This is a genomic window from Paenibacillus glycanilyticus, from assembly GCF_030161375.1.
GTDB lineage: Bacteria > Bacillota > Bacilli > Paenibacillales > Paenibacillaceae > Pristimantibacillus > Pristimantibacillus glycanilyticus_B.
On the sequence record NZ_BSSQ01000006.1, the window covers coordinates 239,661 to 259,265 of the forward strand.

The window sequence follows — 19,605 nt, forward strand, 5'->3', positions numbered from 1 at the left end:
CCCGAGCTAAGTAACTAGTAAGTTGAAGTTCCGCTGTGCGCTAGTGTAGAACTCCATCGAGCATATGTAGTGCATGCGAGCCAAGTAACTTGTTACTTAAAGTCCAGTCTTGCGCCAACGTTGGATTCCAACCAGCAGAATGAGGGTAATTTAGCTTTGTAGAGATCACCGGGCCTGCCCGCGACATTTGCACAACGATCGAAACAGCTAACAATATTTACTGCAATTGGGCATACTACCTGCACAAGTACAAAAAAACGGCAAGCAATTTATCATTGCTTGCCGTTCCATCAATCAACAGGCTAGTCCAACACTGCCGTAATATGCTCTTTCGTAATCGACCAGTGGGAGGCGCTCCACACTTTTGCTTTTTTATCGAGGTAGATGATTTGCGGCGATTCGTGCTTAACTGCTGTGTCTTCCGCGATCTGCAGCGAGATCGGGCGGGACTCGATCACCTTAACGAGTACATAATCGGCGTCCTCGCGAGGGTTGCCGTTCAAATATTCATTGAACTCGCGATAAGCGTTCGCGCTCACCGGGCAAGTCGTGCTGTGTTTGAAAATAACGGTTGGACGCTCGCTCGAAGCTTCGAACGTTTCGTTCCAGCCTTCCATTGAATCAATCTCACGATATTGTGCCATGATGCCACACACTCCTTATAAGTTAATTGTTTTTTGAAAGGAACATTGCCTCTGCTAGTATTATATCCCCCCATGAGCAAAAAGTCATGCGCACAAAGGCGAGCATCATGTATAATCAAGTGTCGATAGCAAACGTTAGTTACATATAAGGTTGACCAGACCAATTCAATCCAATCCAGACCCAATCCAGACCAGATTTACCTTTACCACCTCCGGGTAGGAAGAGCAAAGGGGTGTATACCACTATGTCGGATCAAACGATCATCCGATTCGAGCAAGTAACGAAGCAATATGACGACCAAACGACGGTCTTGAGCAATGTTAGCTTCGAGATTGAAAAAGGCAAGTTCTACACGCTGCTGGGCCCATCGGGCTGCGGCAAAACAACGATCCTTCGGCTCATCGCCGGGTTCATCGAACCGTCGCAAGGGCAGATTTTGTTCAACGGCAAGGTCATTAACCGAATTCCGCCGAACGAACGCCAAGTGAACACGGTATTCCAGGACTACGCGTTGTTCCCGCATCTGAACGTATTCGAGAATGTGGCCTTTGGCCTCCGAATCAAAAAGCTCAAAAACGCCGCCATCACGGCGAAAGTCAAAGAAGCGCTCCGCTTCGTCAACCTGGAAGGGTACGAGTCGCGCAACATTAGCGAGATGTCCGGCGGCCAGCGCCAACGCGTCGCAATCGCGCGCGCCATCGTGAACGAGCCGGAAGTGATCCTGCTCGACGAGCCGCTCTCCGCGCTTGACCTGAAGCTCCGCACCGAGATGCAATACGAGCTCCGCGAGCTGCAGCGCCGCCTCGGCATTACGTTTATCTTCGTAACGCATGACCAAGAAGAAGCGCTGGCGATGTCCGACGAGATCTTCGTCCTGAACCAAGGCAAGATCGAGCAATCCGGCACGCCCAACGATATTTACGATGAGCCGATTAACCGGTTCGTGGCAGATTTTATCGGGGAATCGAACATCGTGGCCGGCCGCATGAAGCAGGACTTCGAAGTCGAGTTCACGGGCCGCACGTTCGAGTGCGTCGACCAAGGCCTGAACCGGAACGAGCCGGTAGAGATCATGATCCGTCCGGAAGACCTCGAGATTACGAAGCCGGAGCAAGGCAAGCTGAAGGTGCGCGTCGACTCCCAGCTGTTCCGCGGCGTTCACTACGAGATCTCCTGTTACGATGAAGCGGGCAACGAATGGCTCGTCCACTCCACCAAGAAAGCATCCGTAGGCGAGCAGATCGGCCTCTATTTTGATCCGGAGGCCATTCACGTTATGCGCTTCGGCGAGACGGAGGAAGAATTCGATAAGCGTCTGGATGCCTACAGCGAGGGTCAAGATGAGAACTAATACGCGTAATTTCTATCTCATTCCGTATCTCCTGTGGATCGCGCTGTTCGTCATTACGCCAATCGTATTGGTCGTGTATTACTCCTTCTTCGACGTGGAGGGGAACGTGACGCTAAGCAATTACGAAAAGTTTTTCACGCCCGTGTACCTTCGGATGACGTTAAGCTCGTTCTGGTACGCGTTCCTGATCACGGCTTTCTCGCTGCTCGTCGCTTATCCGGCGGCTTACCTATTAACGAGAACCAAGCATAAGCAGCTCTGGCTGCTGCTGATCATCTTGCCAAGCTGGATTAACCTGCTGCTCAAAGCTTACGCGTTCCTTGGTCTCTTCGGTACATACGGACTCGTGAACGGCGTCCTGAAGTTCGTCGGCATCGGCACGCAGCAAATTCTGTTCACCGACTTCAGCTTTATATTCGTATCGGTGTACATCTTTATCCCGTTTATGATCCTGCCGATCTTCAACTCGCTGGAGGAGATGAACCCATCGCTCGTCTTCGCGGCGCGGGATCTCGGGGCATCGCCGTGGACGGCGTTCCGCCGGGTTATTTTCCCGCTGACGCTGAATGGCGTGAAGTCCGGCTGTCAGGCCGTGTTCATCCCGGCGCTGTCGCTCTTTATGATTACGCGGCTTATCGCGGGCAACCGGGTTATTACGCTCGGTACGGCGATCGAGCAGCATTTTCTCGTTACCCAGGACTGGGGGATGGGGGCTACGATTGCGGTATTCCTCATTATCGCGATGGTTGTCATTATGCTGTTAACGGGCAGCAGAAAGAGAGGGCTGCAAAACAATGAAACCCGCAAAATTGCCTAATCTGTATCTGATCGTCGTATTTATCATCCTGTACGCGCCGATCTTCTATCTGATCTTCTACTCGTTCAACAGCGGCGGAGCGATGCGCAATTTCGAAGGCTTCACCTGGGAATGGTACGAAGAGGTGTTCGCGGATACGCGGCTGCTCATCATCGTGCTGAACACGTTCGTGATCGCGCTTCTGTCGTCGGCTATCTCGGTTATCTTCGGGATTGCGGGGGCTTTAGCCATTCATTATGTAAGAAGACGCCAGCCGAAGAACGCGCTCCTGTCGCTCAACAACGTGCTGATTGTCAGCCCAGACGTTATTATCGGCGCCTCGTTCTTAATCTTGTTTACCATTATCGGCATTAAGCTTGGCTTCGTGTCCGTGCTGCTGTCGCATATCGCGTTCAGCGTGCCAATCGTCGTCATCATGGTACTGCCGAAGCTGCAGGAGATGAGCCCAACGCTTATCGACGCAGCCCGCGACCTTGGTGCAAGCAGCTGGCATGTGCTGACGCGAGTTATTATCCCGTTTATCAAGCCGGGCATCTTTGCCGGATTCTTCATGGCGTTAACGTATTCGCTGGACGACTTTGCGGTGACCTTCTTCGTAACGGGCAACGGATTCTCCACCTTATCGGTCGAGATCTACTCGCGGGCCCGCCAAGGGATTGCGCTCTCCATCAATGCGCTGTCGACGCTGATCTTCCTGTTCACCATTCTGCTGGTCATTGGCTACTACTTCATCAATCAGCGGAATAACCGGACTTCGGCGAGAGCGAGAGCGGAGGGACGGCGATGAAATCTTTAGTTCAGACGTTTGTCGCCGTGTTGGTCGTGTCCGTGGGACTCATGTATTTGACCTCCTACCTCAACTCGAGCGCGGGTTATACGGGCAAAGATACGCTCACGATCTACAATTGGGGCGATTACATCGATCCGGATCTGCTGGATGAATTCCAGAAGGAGACCGGCATCAAGGTCATCTACCAGACGTTTGATTCCAACGAAGCGATGATGACGAAGATCGAGCAGGGGGGCACGACCTTCGACGTGAGTGTTCCTTCCGAATACGCGATTGACAAAATGAAACAAGAAAATCTGCTGCTTCCGCTCGACAAGAGCAAGCTGCCGAATCTGAAATACATCGATCCAAGCTTCCTGAACCTGAGCTTTGATCCGGACAACAAGTACTCGATTCCTTACTTCTGGGGAACGGTAGGCGTTGTCTACAACCCCGATCTGACGGACCTCAAGTTCAAGAGTTGGGACGATCTGTGGGATCCAAGCCTCAAGAATCAGATCCTGCTGCTCGACGGCGCGCGCGAAGTGATCGGGATGGGGCTTAACAGCCTTCATTACTCGCTGAACGATACGAACGAAGAGCATCTGCAAGCGGCGAAGGCGAAGCTCGATACGCTCACACCTAACGTGAAGGCGATTGTAGGCGACGAGATCAAGCTGCTCCTCGCGAACGAAGAAGCGGCGGTCGGGCTTGTATGGTCCGGCGACGCGTCGGAGATTATGAGCGAGAACGAGAAGCTGGATTACGTCGTGCCGGAGGAAGGTTCGAACCTGTGGTTTGATAACATGGTCATTCCGAAGACGGCCAAGAACATCGAAGGCGCGCATAAGTTCATCAACTTCATGCTTGATCCGGAGCATGCTGCGCAGAACGCCGAATACGTAGGTTACTCTACGCCTAACGCCAAAGCGCTGGAATATTTGCCGGAGGACATCTCGGGCGATCAGCGGTTCTACCCAAGCAAAGAGCTGACCGAGAAGCTGGAAGTTTACAAGAATCTCGGCAAAAAAATGCTCGCGCACTACAACGAATTGTTCCTGGAATTCAAAATGCATCGCAAATAAGATGAAGATACACTATGTAACGATGAACGAGCCTTTCTCGAAAAGGCTCGTTTTTTTGTGTCTATGAGAAGTGAAGCTTTTGTGAATATATCGGACCATGTCTGAAATAACAATTATTTGAATATTGCAAGATTGTCGAATTATTACCTTCCAATGCCATTTCCAATCCTAAATTAGCCATTGTAAGCGCTTCAGTAACTGTACGGAGGTCCTGTTTCTATAGTGCAATAGTTCTATTTTATGTCGAATAATAGGAAATAATGCGAAAGTGCTGATTCGATTGGGCTATTCTGCTATAATTGCTTCAAGTATTTACCTAGGTATATCTTAGTAGTGAAATGCACATTTACATAATTTTATCGGCAGCTTTGGTGGATGCATGAACCACTATTAGGATGTATATGTCAGATATGGATAACGAATTGGCAATGGACTGGAGGGGGGGTCAGATTCTCTAGGTTATTAGTCACGTTAATCATCTGTCTGATTAAATACCATTTTGTGGTATTGAGAGAATAATAGAGTTACATACTGTCACACTACCAAACTATGAGGTGAACCAGAGAGATGACAATGAGAAAGAAACTTATCGTATCCACGATCGCAGCAAGCGTCGCGGCAACAGCATTCGCGGGTCTTCCGCTCAGCAACAAAGGATTGGCAGAAAAGCTTGGTTTTAATACTACGGCTTATGCGGCAACTTCTACATTCCCGAATACAGAGATCGTAACGCAAGCGCAAAAGCTGTACGCAGCACTTGTATCGACAAACGGTCTTGATGAAGTGCAAGCATTGCGTACGAAGATCCAAGCGCTGGACAATGACGCAAACCACACGAACTTGAAATACGTAGCTGCACCAATTACAAGCAAAGTAACTGCTGAACTCGGCGCTAGCTTCGATGATAACGATAAAAAAGCAGTAGCTAATCTGGTGCTGGATGTAATCTCCTTCACGTACGATGCGAATCTGACAGAACTTGAAACGATTCGTAATACTCCAGCCTATCGCGATGTATTGACTGAACTTGCTGTAGGCGCTGGTTTCTCGGCAGAAGATGTAGAAGATCTGACCGTTGACGATATCGCGGAATATTTCTTCGCTCTGCAAGACAAAACCATTGATCTGATTGACGGTCTGGCTTCCAATCCTACTGAACTTATTGCGGTATTGAGCGATGAAACGAAAAGAACAAAGCTGATTAAAGATGCTTTGGCTGCTCTGCCTGCTGAAAGCTTGGCTGTTCAGCAAATCTTCGATGCATATGGCATTGATACTGATGATGTGAAAGACGTTGTACTTCGTGTACAAGAGAAAGTTGGTACTGGCGTTATTGTCAACGCAGGTGCTGCACTCTATACGGCTTACCTGAAAATGAATGAGACAACTACTACTCCTCCAATCACTGGTGGTGGCGACGAGGTAGTGAAAGTTGAAATTCCGAAGGAAGTTACAGCTTTCATCGACGACATCAAGAAGAAGCTTGCTGCAGCATCCGATGCTGAGAAAGCGGTTATTCTTGCTCAAGCGGTTCAACAAGCTACAGCGCTTGTAGCTAAGCTTCAAACATTTGACCTCTCCGGCAACATTGCGGTATCCGGTGGTCAAGCACAAGTTCAAGTAGGCGGTTCGTCCATTCTGTCCGCAATCGCGGGCATTGGCGAAATCCTGAAGAACGTAAAAGCTCTTGCTCCAGGCGTGACTCTTCCTCCGGTGCTTCTGAACGTTAACCTTGGCAACGTTGCTCAAGATGATGTGAAGATTGGCCTGAACGACGCTCTGATTCAAGAAGCAATCAAAGCAGGTCTTGGCGGCATTAAGTTGTCGGTTAACGGCTTGAGCGCAACGCTTCCGGTTGGCGGACAGTTCAACGGCGCGGTTGACTTCAACATTAAGAAATCGAAAGCTGATTCCGTTGGAACAGACGGTCACAAAGCGGTATCCGATGTATACAGCTTTGGCCTGACAATCGGCGGCAAATCGGTATCGACATTCGAACAACCGGTAACCGTAAGTGTTCCGCTTGGCAATGTAGAAGGCGTGGACAAAGAACTCTTGTCCCTTGCTAAGATCGTTGACGGCAAGCTGATCTTCCAAGGCGGTACAGTGGAAGGCAACCTGATCGTTGAACACCGCGATACGTTCTCCCAATATGTTGTTGTTGAGAACAAAGTAACCTTCACGGATATCGCATCGGTTCAAGCATGGGCTGGCCGCGCGATCGAAGTAATCGCAGCGAAAGGCGCTATCGAAGGCAAGAAAGCAGGCGTGTTCGCTCCGAAGGACAACGTAACTCGTGCCGAATTCGCGAAGATGCTTACTCGCGCGCTTGATATCGACAACAGCCAATCCAAAGAAAACTTCGCAGACGTGAAGGACACGGACTGGTCCGCTCCTTACATCGGCGCAGCAGCTAAGCTTGGTATCATTCAAGGCCGTTCCGCTACGAAGTTTGATCCTAACGCGAAGATTACTCGCGCTGAGATGGCTACAATGATCGCTCGCGCACTGAAAGTAACAAAAGGCGCTCAAGACGTAGCAGACATTAACGCTGCTCTTGCGAACTTCAAGGATGCAAGCTCGATCAGCGCTTCGCTGAAAGCCGGCGTTGCCTTCGCTTCGAAGAACGGTATCGTTGTTGGTAACAACGGCAAGTTCTCGCCGAATGCTTCGGCAACACGTGCGGAAGCAGCGGTTATGATCTATCGCTCTGTTAACTTCAAATAATAAATAATTCACAGAAATATTAATAGGACTTTAGACCCTCCTCTCATATCAGGCAGCAGATGGCAGGAGGGTCTTTTATGGGCTTTTTCTAGATTTAAAGCAAAATTAACAGTTTTTGTCTTTATTGTTTAGGACTATAGTAGTAAAATTAAGGAAGACAACTAGGTATACAGAAGGAGGGATATAGTGTCTGAGGAACTAGATTTGAAAGAGTATTTACTCATCGTTAGAAAGCGGCTGCTGCTGATAATTATCTTCGTCTTAGTCTGTACGGCAGCAACAGGCATCTACACCAAGTTGTTTAAGGACCCGATCTATGATGCTTCAACCAAGATTGTCGTGAATCAGACCAGTCAACAGCTATCCGTAGGGCAGCTGGATCTGAATCAGATTAACTCCAACATCAAGATGATAGATACCTATAAAGAGGTCATTAAGACACCGGCTATTCTTGGTAAGGTGGCAGAGCAATATCCTAAGCTAGGGATGACGGCGAAGGAGCTTGCGGAGAAGATTAGCGTCAGCTCTGTGAACGACACGCAGGTCATGACCCTTGCCGTGCAGGATGTTGATTACCGTCACGCTGCCGAGATCGTTAACGCAATCTCCAAAGTGTTCCAACAAGAAATTCCGAATATCTTCAACATCGAGAACGTATCCATCCTGAATGAAGCGGTCTTGGATGAGCAGCCGGCGCCAGTTGGCCCGAATCTGACATTGAACTTAATCATCAGCTTTGTGGTATCGCTTATGGTAGCGATCGGAATTGCGTTCCTGTTGGAGTATTTGGACGATACGATTAAGACGGAAGCCGACGTAGAACGTTATCTAGGTCAGCCAACTCTCGCCATGGTTGCAAGAGTGAATGCCAATGAATTCTCGGGCAACATCAATGGCCGTAGAACAGCAGACAGACAAAGAGCAGGAGGATTGGAAAATGTCAGTATCGGAGAATAGACGCCGTCTCATTACCGTTGCCAATCCTCGTTCCCCAGTCTCGGAGACGTATCGTACGCTTCGGACGAATATTGAATTCGCCTCCGTGGACGAGAAACTCCAAGTCATTATGGTCTCTTCCGCAGGTCCGGGCGAAGGGAAGTCAACGACGATTGCTAATTTGGCGGTTGCCTTTAGTCAATCGGATCAGAAGGTTGTGCTGATTGACGCGGATATGCGCAAGCCTACCGCTCATAAGACTTTCCAGATTTCGAATCGATTTGGACTGTCGTCGGTGATCTCGCAGCAATGTACGTTGCAGGAAGTAATCCAATCGACAGATATTCCGAATATGGATGTCATTACAGCGGGGCCTATTCCGCCTAACCCGGCTGAGATGTTGGCATCTAAGCGAATGACGGCATTCCTCGATGAGCTTCGTGGCAAATACGATATTGTCTTAATCGATACGCCGCCGCTGCTCGCCGTAACGGATGCTCAGATCGCGGCGACGAAGAGTGACGGAGTAGTTCTTGTTGTTGATCAAGGCAGAGTGAAGCGTCAATTCGCGCAAAAGGCGATTCAGAACCTTCAGAACGTTAATGCCCGCATACTTGGCGTCGTGCTGAACAACGTGAAGCGCCGTTCCAATGAAGAAGCTTATTACTATTACTATAGTGCTGATGTGAAGTAGGGTGAGCGGCTACAACAATCGCTCAAGGTCAAGTCTGCTGCACCTTTATCACGGCAGGCACTCGGTCACGCTGTGGGTTCGCGAACCTTAGGCATTATTGCCAAGGGTGTGACGTGAGGAAGGGTTTAATGCCCTATTCGATATGTTATAAATGTTCGAGCTATGTTTTCCTGCCGAAGGAGAGCATAGCTCGTATATTTATCTACCTAATATACATCCAAATATAAAGAGACATTAGAGAGAGAAGTTAGAAAAGCAAAGAGAGGGAATTGCTTATGACAAAAGTTAGGAAGGCCATTATTCCGGCCGCTGGTCTTGGAACCCGGTTCCTGCCCGCGACCAAAGCAATGCCGAAGGAAATGCTACCGATTGTAGATAAACCAACCATTCAGTACATCGTCGAAGAAGCGGTTGCCTCGGGCATTGAAGACATCATTATCGTGACGGGCAAGGGCAAGCGTGCAATTGAAGATCACTTCGACAATGCTTTCGAGCTGGAGCACAATTTGCTCGAGAAGGGGAAGTTATCCTTACTCAGTGAAGTTCAGAAGTCTTCCAAGGTAGACATTCATTACATCCGCCAGAAGGAGGCCAAAGGACTTGGTCATGCCGTATGGTGCGCACGTAACTTCATTGGGGATGAGCCGTTTGCGGTACTTCTTGGAGACGACATTGTAGATGGTCAGATCCCATGCACGAAGCAATTAATGGATCAATACGAAGTAACCGGACGTTCCGTTATAGGGGTGAAACCTGTACCGCAAGAGGAAACGCAGCGTTACGGCATCGTGGAATACAGCGAGAAGAACGGCCTGTTAAGCCTGGTGGATCGTTTCATTGAGAAACCTGCTCCGGGTACAACGCAGTCCAACCTTGCCATTATGGGCCGTTATGTTCTTACGCCAGATATTTTTAAGTTCTTGTCCAAGCAAGAGAAAGGCGCCGGCGGCGAGATTCAGTTGACTGATGCGATTCAGAAGTTGAATGAATCCGAAGGCGTGTATGCTTATGAATTCGACGGCCGACGTTTTGATGTAGGCGAGAAGTTAGGTTTCATTACAACAACTTTAGATTATGCTCTGCGGAACGAGTCTCTTAAGGGACCACTGTTGGAAGCCATGAAAGAAATATTAGAGAGAGAACTCATTTATAAAACTTAATACACGGGGGAGCAATGCAACATGGCGTTATCGCCTCTTCGGAAGGAATCCGAGATGACTTTTGACAGCCATTCATCTGTCGTTCAAGCCAAGATCAGAAGTGCCAGGAAAACATATCTCATCATGAAGCGAATGATGGATCTTGTAGGGGCAGCATCTGGTCTTCTTCTTTTATCGCCATTCTTAATCATTATTGCATTGCTGATTAAGCTGGAGAACCCAAAAGCGCCGGTCTTCTTCTATCAGAACCGGGTTGGAATCAATGAAAAACTTTTCCGAATGTATAAATTCCGTTCCATGGTCCCGAATGCTGAGGACTTATTGACAGAACTCTTACATAAGAATGAAATAGAAGGTCACATGTTTAAGATGAAGCATGACCCGCGAATTACAACGATTGGCAGATTTATTCGCCGTACAAGTATCGACGAGCTTCCACAGTTATGGAATGTGGTAAGAGGCAATATGTCTCTCGTTGGTCCCCGCCCGCCTCTCCCAAGAGAGGTCGCTCAATACAGCAGCTATGACAAACTCCGCCTTCGCGTGAAGCCAGGTTGTACCGGTCTGTGGCAAGTTAGCGGCCGGAATGAACTGAGTTTCACAGAGATGGTAGAGCTCGATCTTGAGTATATAGAGAAACGAAATATGTTATTTGACCTGCAGATCCTGGCCAAAACAGCCAAGGCAATGGTTGGATCAGATGACGCCTATTAGAGAGAAGGAGTGGATGGGAAGTGGAGTTAACTTCTAAGATTTTTGTGGCAGGCCACAGAGGACTGGTAGGTTCGGCTATTCTCCGAGCCCTGGAGGCGAAAGGTTACACCAATCTTGTCTACCGCACCCGTGCAGAACTCGATCTAATGGACAGAGATCGGGTTCTCTCTTTCTTTGAAGAAGAAGGGATTGAATATGTATTCCTCGCAGCAGCCAAGGTTGGGGGTATTGTTGCGAATAATGAATACCCGGCGGATTTTATCCGCGACAACATCATTATTCAGACGAATGTCATTGATGCGGCATACCGCAATAACGTAGAGAAGCTGTTGTTCCTGGGTTCCACTTGTATCTATCCGAAGTTCGCACCTCAGCCAATGAAGGAAGAATATTTGTTGACGGGCATATTGGAACCTACGAATGAGCCATATGCCATTGCCAAGATTGCCGGCATTACCATGTGCCAATCCTATAACCGTCAATACGGAACGAAGTACATATCGGTTATGCCTACGAATATGTACGGACCTAACGATAACTTCGACCTCAAAACTTCGCATGTTCTTCCCGCACTTATCCGGAAATTCCACGAAGCCAAAGTTAACCAATTAACAGAAGTTGAAGTATGGGGAACAGGAACCCCACGCAGAGAATTCCTTCACTCCGATGATCTCGCGGATGCTTGTATCTTCCTGATGAATACGTACGAAGAGAACGAGATCGTCAATATCGGCGTAGGTGAAGATATCTCGATCAAAGAACTGGCTTATCTAATTAAGGATGTGGTGGGATACGAAGGAGAGGTTGTCTTCAATACTACTGCTCCAGATGGTACTCCACGCAAGCTTGTAGATGTTACAAAGATTAACGGACTTGGCTGGAAAGCTAGCATTCCTCTTGAAGAAGGAATCAAAGCCGTTTACGAAACCTTTCAGCATGAATATTTGGTACGACAATAATAATATTAAAAGAGAGAATAGGGAGTGGAATGCAATGGCTAAAATCGCTTTGATTACAGGTGTAACAGGACAAGACGGTTCATACTTGGCAGAGTTTCTATTGGAGAAAGGTTACGAGGTACACGGTATAATCCGCCGAAGCTCGTCTTATAACCAAGAGCGTCTGGAAGAACTACTAACAGAAGAAGAAGCGAAAACCATTTTGAATAATAGCAACTTCCATCTCCATTATGGCGATGTAACGGATGCTCTTAACATAACACGTCTTATCAACGAGATTCAGCCTGATGAAATTTATAACCTCGCAGCACAATCGCATGTGCGTGTATCCTTCGATATGCCTGGCTATACCCTCGACGTTGATGGTAAAGGCACGCTTAATATTCTTGAAGCGGTTAGAGTATTGGGGCTGACGGAGAAGACTCGTGTCTACCAGGCATCCACTTCCGAACTTTACGGCAAGGTCCAAGAGGTTCCTCAGAAAGAAACAACTCCATTCTACCCGCGTTCTCCATATGGCGTTGCGAAGATTTATGGCTTCTGGATTACGAAGAATTACCGAGAATCCTATGATATGTTCGCGGTTAACGGTATCCTGTTCAACCATGAGTCGGAACGCCGTGGCGAAACCTTTGTTACTCGTAAAATCACGCTTGCGGCAGCTCGTATTGCGCAAGGCAAACAGAAGAAGCTGCTTCTTGGTAACCTGGAATCCCTTCGTGACTGGGGTTATGCCAAGGATTATGTAGAATGCATGTGGCTGATCCTACAACACAACAAAGCGGAAGACTTTGTTATTGCTACAGGTGAAATGCACTCCGTTCGCGAGTTTGTAGAGCTGGCATTGAAGCATGTAGGCATTAACATTGAATGGCAAGGTAATGGCGTTGATGAGAAAGGCATTAACTTGGCTACAGGCGAAGTAATCGTTGAAGTTGACCCTACATTGTTCCGTCCAGCTGAAGTTGAGCAACTGCTTGGTGACCCTACCAAAGCCAAAACTTTGTTAGGCTGGAATCCAACAAGAACTTCTTTCGAAGAGCTGGTTAGCAAAATGGTGAAATCCGATATGGCAAAAGTCAGCAATGAGGAAACTAATCGTAAGATGTTTGATGGGGTGCTGGTATAAACATGGCAGCTGCATCGAATTCAAAGAAGAAGCTCTTAATCTATGCCCATTATTATCACCCGGATGTAGCATCAACCGGCCAGATCCTGAAGGAACTGGCCGAAGGGATGCTTGATACCTTTGATATAACGGTTATATGTGTCGTTCCTTCTTATACAGGCAGCGTAGATCCTGAGTATAAGACAAAGATGTTCTACGAAGAGGAAATTAACGGCGTTAAAGTGACCCGTATTCGCGTGCCCGAATTTAGTAAGACTAACAAGGTAAGTAGAATTAAGAACATCCTAGCTTACTTTATTGGCGCAATGCTGGCAACGTTTAAGGTTGGCAAGATGGATTATGTATATTCCATCTCGCAGCCACCAGTCCTTGGAGGCCTTATCGGAGTATGGGGCAAATGGATGAAGCGGGCTAAGTATATCTACAACATTCAAGATTTCAACCCCGAACAGACAATGGCCGTAGGTTACAGTAAGAATAAGCTAATACTTAATGCCATGATGTGGTTCGATAAGTTCAGCTGCAGATGTTCGGATAAAGTCATTGTAGTTGGCCGCGATATGATCGAAACCGTCAAACATCGGTTCCGGGGGAAGAAAGTTCCGAATCATTCCTTTATTAATAATTGGATTGATGAGAAGGAAATCTATCCTCTTCCGGCAGATCATGAACAGGTCGTTGCTTTCAAGCGGAAATACGGCTTGGAAGACAAGTTTGTCATCATGTACTCAGGCAACATTGGTCTCTATTATGATCTGGAGAACATGATGCCTGTTATTAAGGAATTCAAGGATAGAGATGATGTTGTATTTGCATTTATCGGAGAAGGTTCTGTTCTGAAGGACCTAGTCGCTTATAAAGAAGAACATGATCTCTATAATGTAATGTTCATTCCTTATCAGAAGAAGTCGGATCTGATCTATAGCCTTAATGCCGGTGATGTCCATTGGTGCATTAATGCCAAAGGCATTAAAGGTGTGTCAGTTCCAAGTAAACTGTACGGAATTATGGCAGCTGGCAAGCCAATTTTAGGTGTCTTGGAACAGGGATCCGAAGCACGGCTTATTATTGAAGAAACGAATTGCGGTTATGTGACTGAACCAGCGAATTATGGAGAAGTAAAAGCTATTATTGAGCGATTTTTAAATGAAAAAGAAACCCTTGTACCAACTGAGATGAGTAACCGTGCAAGAGCCTTCTTGGTTAAGAATCTGACGAAGGATGTATCAATTAATAAATATATACGTGAAATAAATATTTAATATATTTTAGAACAGTACTTTTAAAATAGAACGAGAAGTAAAACGAAGTAAGAGGAGGACGTATGAAATTATTGGTCATTCAAGAACAACATTTCACAAGATTACCAAATGGGGAAGTTTGGGTTGACGAACAATCCAATGCAACTTTTTGGGATAGATATCTCAATGTGTTTGAGGAGATTGTTGTGTGTGGACGATTTACTCACGCTCAATCAAATGATACAGATAAATTAATGCGTTCAGATAGGGAGAGAGTTTCTTTTATAGAGTTACCAAATTTCAGAGGAGTAGGTGGATTGTTAAAGAACTTATTCAATGTAATGCGAATTATTAAAAGTGCAATTAATCAGTCAGACTGTGTGATATTTAGAGCACCTAGTCCAATATCTATGATTGCCTATCCATTAGTTAAAGCCAGTAATAAACCATATGCAGTAGAGATAATGAATAATCCCCAGACAGTTTTTTCTAAAGATTCAATGAAAAATTTTTATCAACCATTAATTACATTCTTAATGGTTAGTCAGACTAAATCTATGTGTATGTCAGCAAATGGTGTATCTTACGTTACAGCAAAAGTGTTACAAGAATTATATCCAAGTAGGGCAAAGAAAAAAGGGGAAAGTAAGAGATATTTTGAGTCTCATTATTCAACAATTTGTTTAGAAGAGTCTCATTATTCTTTTAGTGAATTCGGAGCAACTTTACCTAAACCATTAATAATGATTCATACTGGAAAAATGCAGGATAATAGAAAAGGACAGGATATTTTTATTGAATCTATAGCTAAGTTAAGAAGGAAAGGATACGAGGTTGAGGGTATTCTTGTCGGTGACGGAGTTATGAGGAATGATTTTGAAAACCTTGGTCAGCAATTAGGTATAAGTGACTCATTAAATTTTGTTGGATGGAAGGCTGGATATAATGCAGTCCAAGCTGAATTGAAAAAAGCACACATTGTAGTTTTTCCTTCTATGGGTGAAGGCTTGCCTAGATCTGTGATTGAAGCTATGGCTAATGGACTTTTATGCATAGGCTCAAAAGTTGATGGTATTTGTGAACTCTTAGAAGATAATTCTTTAGTTTCAAATATTAATAGTGATTCTTTTGTAAATAGTATTGAGTATTATTTAAAAAATTGGGAAGAAGTAAAAAGTGTTCGTAAGAAACAGTTCGATACTTCAAAAGAATATGAAAACTCAAAATTAGAGAAAAGAAGAACAGAGTTTTATTTTAAACTTAAAGAAGTTTGCTTAGAAAAACAAAGTAAAATTAATTTAAATAAAAGAATAAGTTTATAAAGACATTAATCACTTCATGGTGGCTCAAGGTTAATGCAGAAAAATTAGGCTGGATAAGGAGACGAGTCGAGGTGATAATAACAAAAAAGCAGATTATTAATGAATCTAAGTTCAGTAATCCTAAACAAATAAATATAAGTAATAAATTAATATTTCTATTAGATGCTTTTATCTTATTTATTGCTAGTATAATTGTATTTGGTCTAAAGGATGATTTAAAGCTACTCCCGTTAATCGGGAGAGTAATGATAGTAATTACAATATATATGTTGTTTAAGTTTAAGGGTAATAAGAAATTATTATTTTTATTTGCAATTTTAGGGTTTATAAATATATCAATAGGAGTTTCGGACTTAATTAATAATGGCGCTTATGTTGCAAATTGGCAGCTTTCATTGAGACATTCAGAATATAATATAGTAACAGCCAAAAGCATTCTGTTGTTTATGAGTGTTCTAAATATGATGCTAGGCTATTCGTGGTTAAAGAATAGAGCTGTTAATATTCTTTCAAATGATATTCAAATACTAAATAACCCTATTATATCATATGTTGGAACCGCAGCATTATTTATTATACTGCTAACTGGTTATAGCTCCGAATTACTTACTTCTTCAGGGGAGTATGTGAGTAACAATAATCCTATTTATGAATATGCCATTGTCATATATGTTGTTGTATGGTTTTTTTCTGGATCTAGTAAAATTATCAAAATATTATTATTTACTTACTCAGGAGTGTATTCGTTATACTCATTATATTTTGGCGATCGGTCGGCTGCATTTTTAATGCTTTTATTGCTTTTTGTACTTAACTTTGAAAGAAAAATCTCGGTTATTAAGTTGTTTGTATTATCAGTTTCTGCAATATTCCTGGCTAACTTTATAGCAATTATTAGAAGTGGAATTGATATGGATTTATCAACTATTATTACAAATGCACAAGAGAGAGGTCTTTATTCTGACACTGTATCTTATAGCTATTACACAGGCATCACAGTAACGGCGTTGCATTATATAGATCATGAGTCTCTAACTTATTTTCTTGGGTACTTAAAATCATTGTTTTTAGGAACTAATAGTTCAGAATATGGATCGTTAGCGAATTATGTAAGTGATAATTATGGTCGTTTGTTCAATAGAGGCGGTGGATTATTTTTTACTAGTTTTTATGCATGGTTCGGATATATAGGTATAATATCTGGTGCTGTACTTCTAGGTTGTATTATTAGAATGGTATTCTCGAAAAGCGGTAAGATATCTAATCTTTATCAAATCTTGATTGTTGCATTTAGTGTAAGGTGGTATCTATATAATCCAACTGTTCTTTTCAGAAGCGTATTTGTGATAGCCACTCTTGTAATTATATTATGTTTAATATTTGATACTGTTATTAAAAAAGAAAAGACAAGGAAAAAGTTAGATATAACTAACAGTGCTATATCAAAAATAAGATACTAATATTATGTGAAATCATGAATGTTTAAAGAGTGGATTAACTGTCATTTAAATCAAATGGATAAGGAAAAAAATGATGAGTAAACTTGATATGAATTTGGTCAAAAAATCAGGGATTTATTTTATTGGTAATTTTGCATCTAAATTCATTATGGCAATTATGATACCGTTCTATGCTTATTTTGTGAGTGTAAAAGAGTTGGGATTATTTGATTTTTCCCAAACCATTATGAATACTGTTGCTCCTGTGATTTTTTTGGCTTTGTGGGAGGCAATTTTAAGGTTCTTGATTGCAGAGGATGAAGAGAACAAGCGTGTTAATATAATAGCTACTTCAGTACGTATTACACAAATTGTTATTGCTATTCTTGTATTGTTTAGTCTAATTTTTGCAATTATCGGAAATTTAATTACTATGTATACATTACTAATGATTTGTGCATATGGCGCTGCACAAATGTGGCAATATTATGCAAGGGCTTTGAAATATAATCAAGTGTATATTAAATCCAGCATAGTTGGAACAATACTGAATTTTATCTTTTTGCTACTGACGGTTTGCGTATTTAATATGGGAGGAGATGGGCTTTTCTGGTCCTATATCATAGGCCAAATTTCAATTGTAGTTTTAATTGAAAAAAAAGTCTATGTGTTGAGTTATTTAAAAAAGGGTAGTTTTAATTGGTTAGTACTTAAAACGATGTTGTTGTTCTCGGCACCCCTGATATTAAATTTAGCGTCTGGATGGTTAATCTCCGGGGCAGGAAGAATGATTATTACAAATGAGTTAGGAACGTATGAGAATGGTTTATTTTCGTTTGCTATGAAATTTGGCACGATAGTATCCATGTTAGGTACTGTAGTTTCAATGGCCCTAATTGAAGAGGCTATTATTAAGAGTAAAGATGATGGGATCGATGAATATTTTTCAAGAACTATACAGATCGTGTTTAAACTATTTTTATCAATTGGGATAATGGCAATACCTCTTGTATCGATTTTTTATTACATAATTTCTTCGACGGAGTATAAAAGTTCTTACAACATGGTTCCAATATTTTTAATGTATTCGGTTTTGATGACTATGTCGACAAATGTAGGTGCGATATTTCAAGCAAGAAATAAAACCAATCTATTATTTTACACAACTCTAAGTGGTGCAATTATTACAATATTACTATCATATATCATGGTAAACTCGTTTGGTGTCTTTGGAGTTTCTATTGCTCAATTATCGGGAGCATTTGTCTTGTTGATGACGCGTTGGGTATTTGCTCGAAGATTCATTAAATTTGATATTAAATGGGGAAAAATAATTTGTTTGGCAATTGTATACATTTTAATTGTTGCGGTGTGTAGTAATGGATTGAGTATTGTCAGTATGCTTCTTAGTCTTCTGTTAATGTTGATTGTTTGTTATTTAAATAGAGAAATGGTTACTGAAGTTCTAAAGTTTAGAAGAAAGAGTAAAGTTGCAAATCTTCCTCAGTAGACAGAATCATTTTTGATCAGTTTTATCAATTGAAGAGATGGAGGTTTAATCATGAAATTTAGTGATAGAACAATACTGATCACAGGAGTTACTGGATTTATTGGGTTTTATTTGGCTCAACAATTGCTTACTACAAACGATTCAAGTATAACCATAATTGGTATTGATAATATGAACGATTATTATGATGTTAAATTAAAAGAGAACAGATTATCTATATTAGAGGGAATCTCATCGAATGATAATAAAGGTACTTTTAACTTTATTAACGGTTCTATAGCAGATAAAAATTTAGTGGATTCAATATTTTCACAATATAAGCCCACTATAGTAGTAAACCTTGCTGCACAGGCAGGCGTAAGATATAGTATTACAAATCCTGATGTCTATATTGAATCTAATATTGTAGGATTTTTTAATATACTTGAAGCATGCCGACACTCTTATGATAACGGTGAGAAAGGTGTTGAACATTTAGTTTATGCATCCTCCTCTTCCGTATATGGTTCAAATGAGAAGGTCCCATACTCAACTGACGATAAGGTAGATAATCCAGTTTCTTTGTATGCTGCAACAAAGAAATCTAATGAACTATTCGCTCATTCATATTCTAAATTGTATGGTATTCCATCGACTGGACTAAGGTTTTTTACAGTTTATGGTCCGATGGGTAGACCTGATATGGCTTATTTTAGTTTCACTAACAATATTGTTAAAGGGAAGACGATACAACTCTTTAATAATGGTGAGATGTTTAGAGATTTTACCTATATCGATGATATTGTTGCTGGTATTGTTAATGTCATGAAAAAGAGCCCGGAACCTACATCCGATGGTGTTAAGTATAAGGTTTATAATATCGGTAACAATCAACCGGAAAGTCTATCTTACTTTGTAGAGACTTTGGAAAACTGTTTGATAGCAGAGGGAATTATTGACGAACCAGTAGAAAAAGAGTTCCTTCCAATGCAACCAGGTGATGTTTATCAAACATACGCTGATGTTGACGATCTCGTAAGAGACTTTGGGTTTAAACCGAATACAAGTCTAGCTGAAGGTTTAAGTCGATTTGTGAAGTGGTATAAACAATATTATTTGCAATAAATA

At 43.1% G+C, this 19,605-nt stretch carries 17 protein-coding genes; 16 read left to right on the forward strand and 1 reads right to left on the reverse strand.

The window, feature by feature from the left end; all coding sequences use genetic code 11:
• Nucleotides 1-302: 302 nt before the first annotated feature.
• Entirely contained in the window at nt 303-644 is a 342-nt protein-coding gene (gene ytxJ / locus QQK89_RS08510) for a bacillithiol system redox-active protein YtxJ (protein ID WP_284238102.1), read from the reverse strand.
• A gap of 245 nt (nt 645-889) precedes the next feature.
• Here ytxJ and QQK89_RS08515 point away from each other — a divergent pair, with 245 nt between their 5' ends.
• The 16 genes from QQK89_RS08515 to QQK89_RS08590 all read left to right on the forward strand — a co-directional run bounded on the left by QQK89_RS08515 (nt 890) and on the right by QQK89_RS08590 (nt 19,602).
• The gene (locus tag QQK89_RS08515) at nt 890-1,996 is read left to right on the forward strand and encodes an ABC transporter ATP-binding protein (RefSeq protein WP_284238103.1); all 1,107 of its coding nucleotides are present in this window, start codon (nt 890-892) and stop codon (nt 1,994-1,996) included.
• A complete protein-coding gene (locus QQK89_RS08520) occupies nt 1,986-2,813 on the forward strand; it encodes an ABC transporter permease (protein WP_284238104.1) in 828 nt (275 codons plus the stop codon). The genes QQK89_RS08515 and QQK89_RS08520 overlap by 11 nt, the downstream gene beginning before the upstream one ends.
• Nucleotides 2,791-3,600, forward strand: a complete 810-nt coding sequence (locus QQK89_RS08525) for an ABC transporter permease (RefSeq protein ID WP_284238105.1) — start codon at nt 2,791-2,793, stop codon at nt 3,598-3,600. The genes QQK89_RS08520 and QQK89_RS08525 overlap by 23 nt, the downstream gene beginning before the upstream one ends.
• On the forward strand, nt 3,597-4,667 hold the full coding sequence (locus QQK89_RS08530; protein WP_284238106.1) for an ABC transporter substrate-binding protein: 1,071 nt from the start codon (nt 3,597-3,599) through the stop codon (nt 4,665-4,667). The genes QQK89_RS08525 and QQK89_RS08530 overlap by 4 nt, the downstream gene beginning before the upstream one ends.
• Nucleotides 4,668-5,240: 573 nt before the next feature.
• The gene (locus QQK89_RS08535) at nt 5,241-7,394 is read left to right on the forward strand and encodes an S-layer homology domain-containing protein (RefSeq protein ID WP_284238107.1); all 2,154 of its coding nucleotides are present in this window, start codon (nt 5,241-5,243) and stop codon (nt 7,392-7,394) included.
• Between the two features lie 186 nt (nt 7,395-7,580).
• Complete coding sequence (locus tag QQK89_RS08540) at nt 7,581-8,351, forward strand: YveK family protein (RefSeq protein ID WP_284238108.1); 771 nt, start codon at nt 7,581-7,583, stop codon at nt 8,349-8,351.
• On the forward strand, nt 8,332-9,024 hold the full coding sequence (locus tag QQK89_RS08545) for a CpsD/CapB family tyrosine-protein kinase (RefSeq protein WP_284238109.1): 693 nt from the start codon (nt 8,332-8,334) through the stop codon (nt 9,022-9,024). Before QQK89_RS08540 ends, QQK89_RS08545 begins: the two co-directional genes overlap by 20 nt.
• A 275-nt stretch (nt 9,025-9,299) precedes the next feature.
• The gene (gene galU / locus QQK89_RS08550) at nt 9,300-10,184 is read left to right on the forward strand and encodes a UTP--glucose-1-phosphate uridylyltransferase GalU (RefSeq protein WP_284238110.1); all 885 of its coding nucleotides are present in this window, start codon (nt 9,300-9,302) and stop codon (nt 10,182-10,184) included.
• A gap of 21 nt (nt 10,185-10,205) precedes the next feature.
• Nucleotides 10,206-10,898: a sugar transferase gene (locus QQK89_RS08555; protein WP_434481635.1), complete on the forward strand. Its 693-nt coding sequence runs from the start codon at nt 10,206-10,208 to the stop codon at nt 10,896-10,898.
• 20 nt (nt 10,899-10,918) lie between these two features.
• Nucleotides 10,919-11,857, forward strand: a complete 939-nt coding sequence (gene fcl, locus QQK89_RS08560; protein ID WP_284238111.1) for a GDP-L-fucose synthase — start codon at nt 10,919-10,921, stop codon at nt 11,855-11,857.
• Nucleotides 11,858-11,891: 34 nt separating this feature from the next.
• Complete coding sequence (gmd, locus tag QQK89_RS08565; protein WP_284238112.1) at nt 11,892-12,986, forward strand: GDP-mannose 4,6-dehydratase; 1,095 nt, start codon at nt 11,892-11,894, stop codon at nt 12,984-12,986.
• Nucleotides 12,987-12,988: 2 nt separating this feature from the next.
• Nucleotides 12,989-14,248 carry a glycosyltransferase family 4 protein gene (locus QQK89_RS08570; protein WP_284238113.1) on the forward strand — a complete coding sequence of 420 codons (1,260 nt, stop codon included), beginning with the start codon at nt 12,989-12,991 and terminating at the stop codon, nt 14,246-14,248.
• A gap of 62 nt (nt 14,249-14,310) precedes the next feature.
• Entirely contained in the window at nt 14,311-15,549 is a 1,239-nt protein-coding gene (locus QQK89_RS08575) for a glycosyltransferase family 4 protein (RefSeq protein ID WP_284238114.1), read from the forward strand.
• Between the two features lie 71 nt (nt 15,550-15,620).
• Complete coding sequence (locus tag QQK89_RS08580) at nt 15,621-17,009, forward strand: hypothetical protein (RefSeq protein WP_284238115.1); 1,389 nt, start codon at nt 15,621-15,623, stop codon at nt 17,007-17,009.
• Nucleotides 17,010-17,079: 70 nt separating this feature from the next.
• Nucleotides 17,080-18,498, forward strand: coding sequence for a polysaccharide biosynthesis C-terminal domain-containing protein (locus QQK89_RS08585; RefSeq protein WP_284238116.1), 1,419 nt, complete (start codon nt 17,080-17,082; stop codon nt 18,496-18,498).
• Nucleotides 18,499-18,549: 51 nt separating this feature from the next.
• Nucleotides 18,550-19,602 (forward strand): NAD-dependent epimerase/dehydratase family protein, encoded by a 1,053-nt coding sequence (locus tag QQK89_RS08590; protein ID WP_284238117.1) that lies wholly within the window; start codon nt 18,550-18,552, stop codon nt 19,600-19,602.
• The last annotated feature ends 3 nt before the right edge of the window (nt 19,603-19,605 follow it).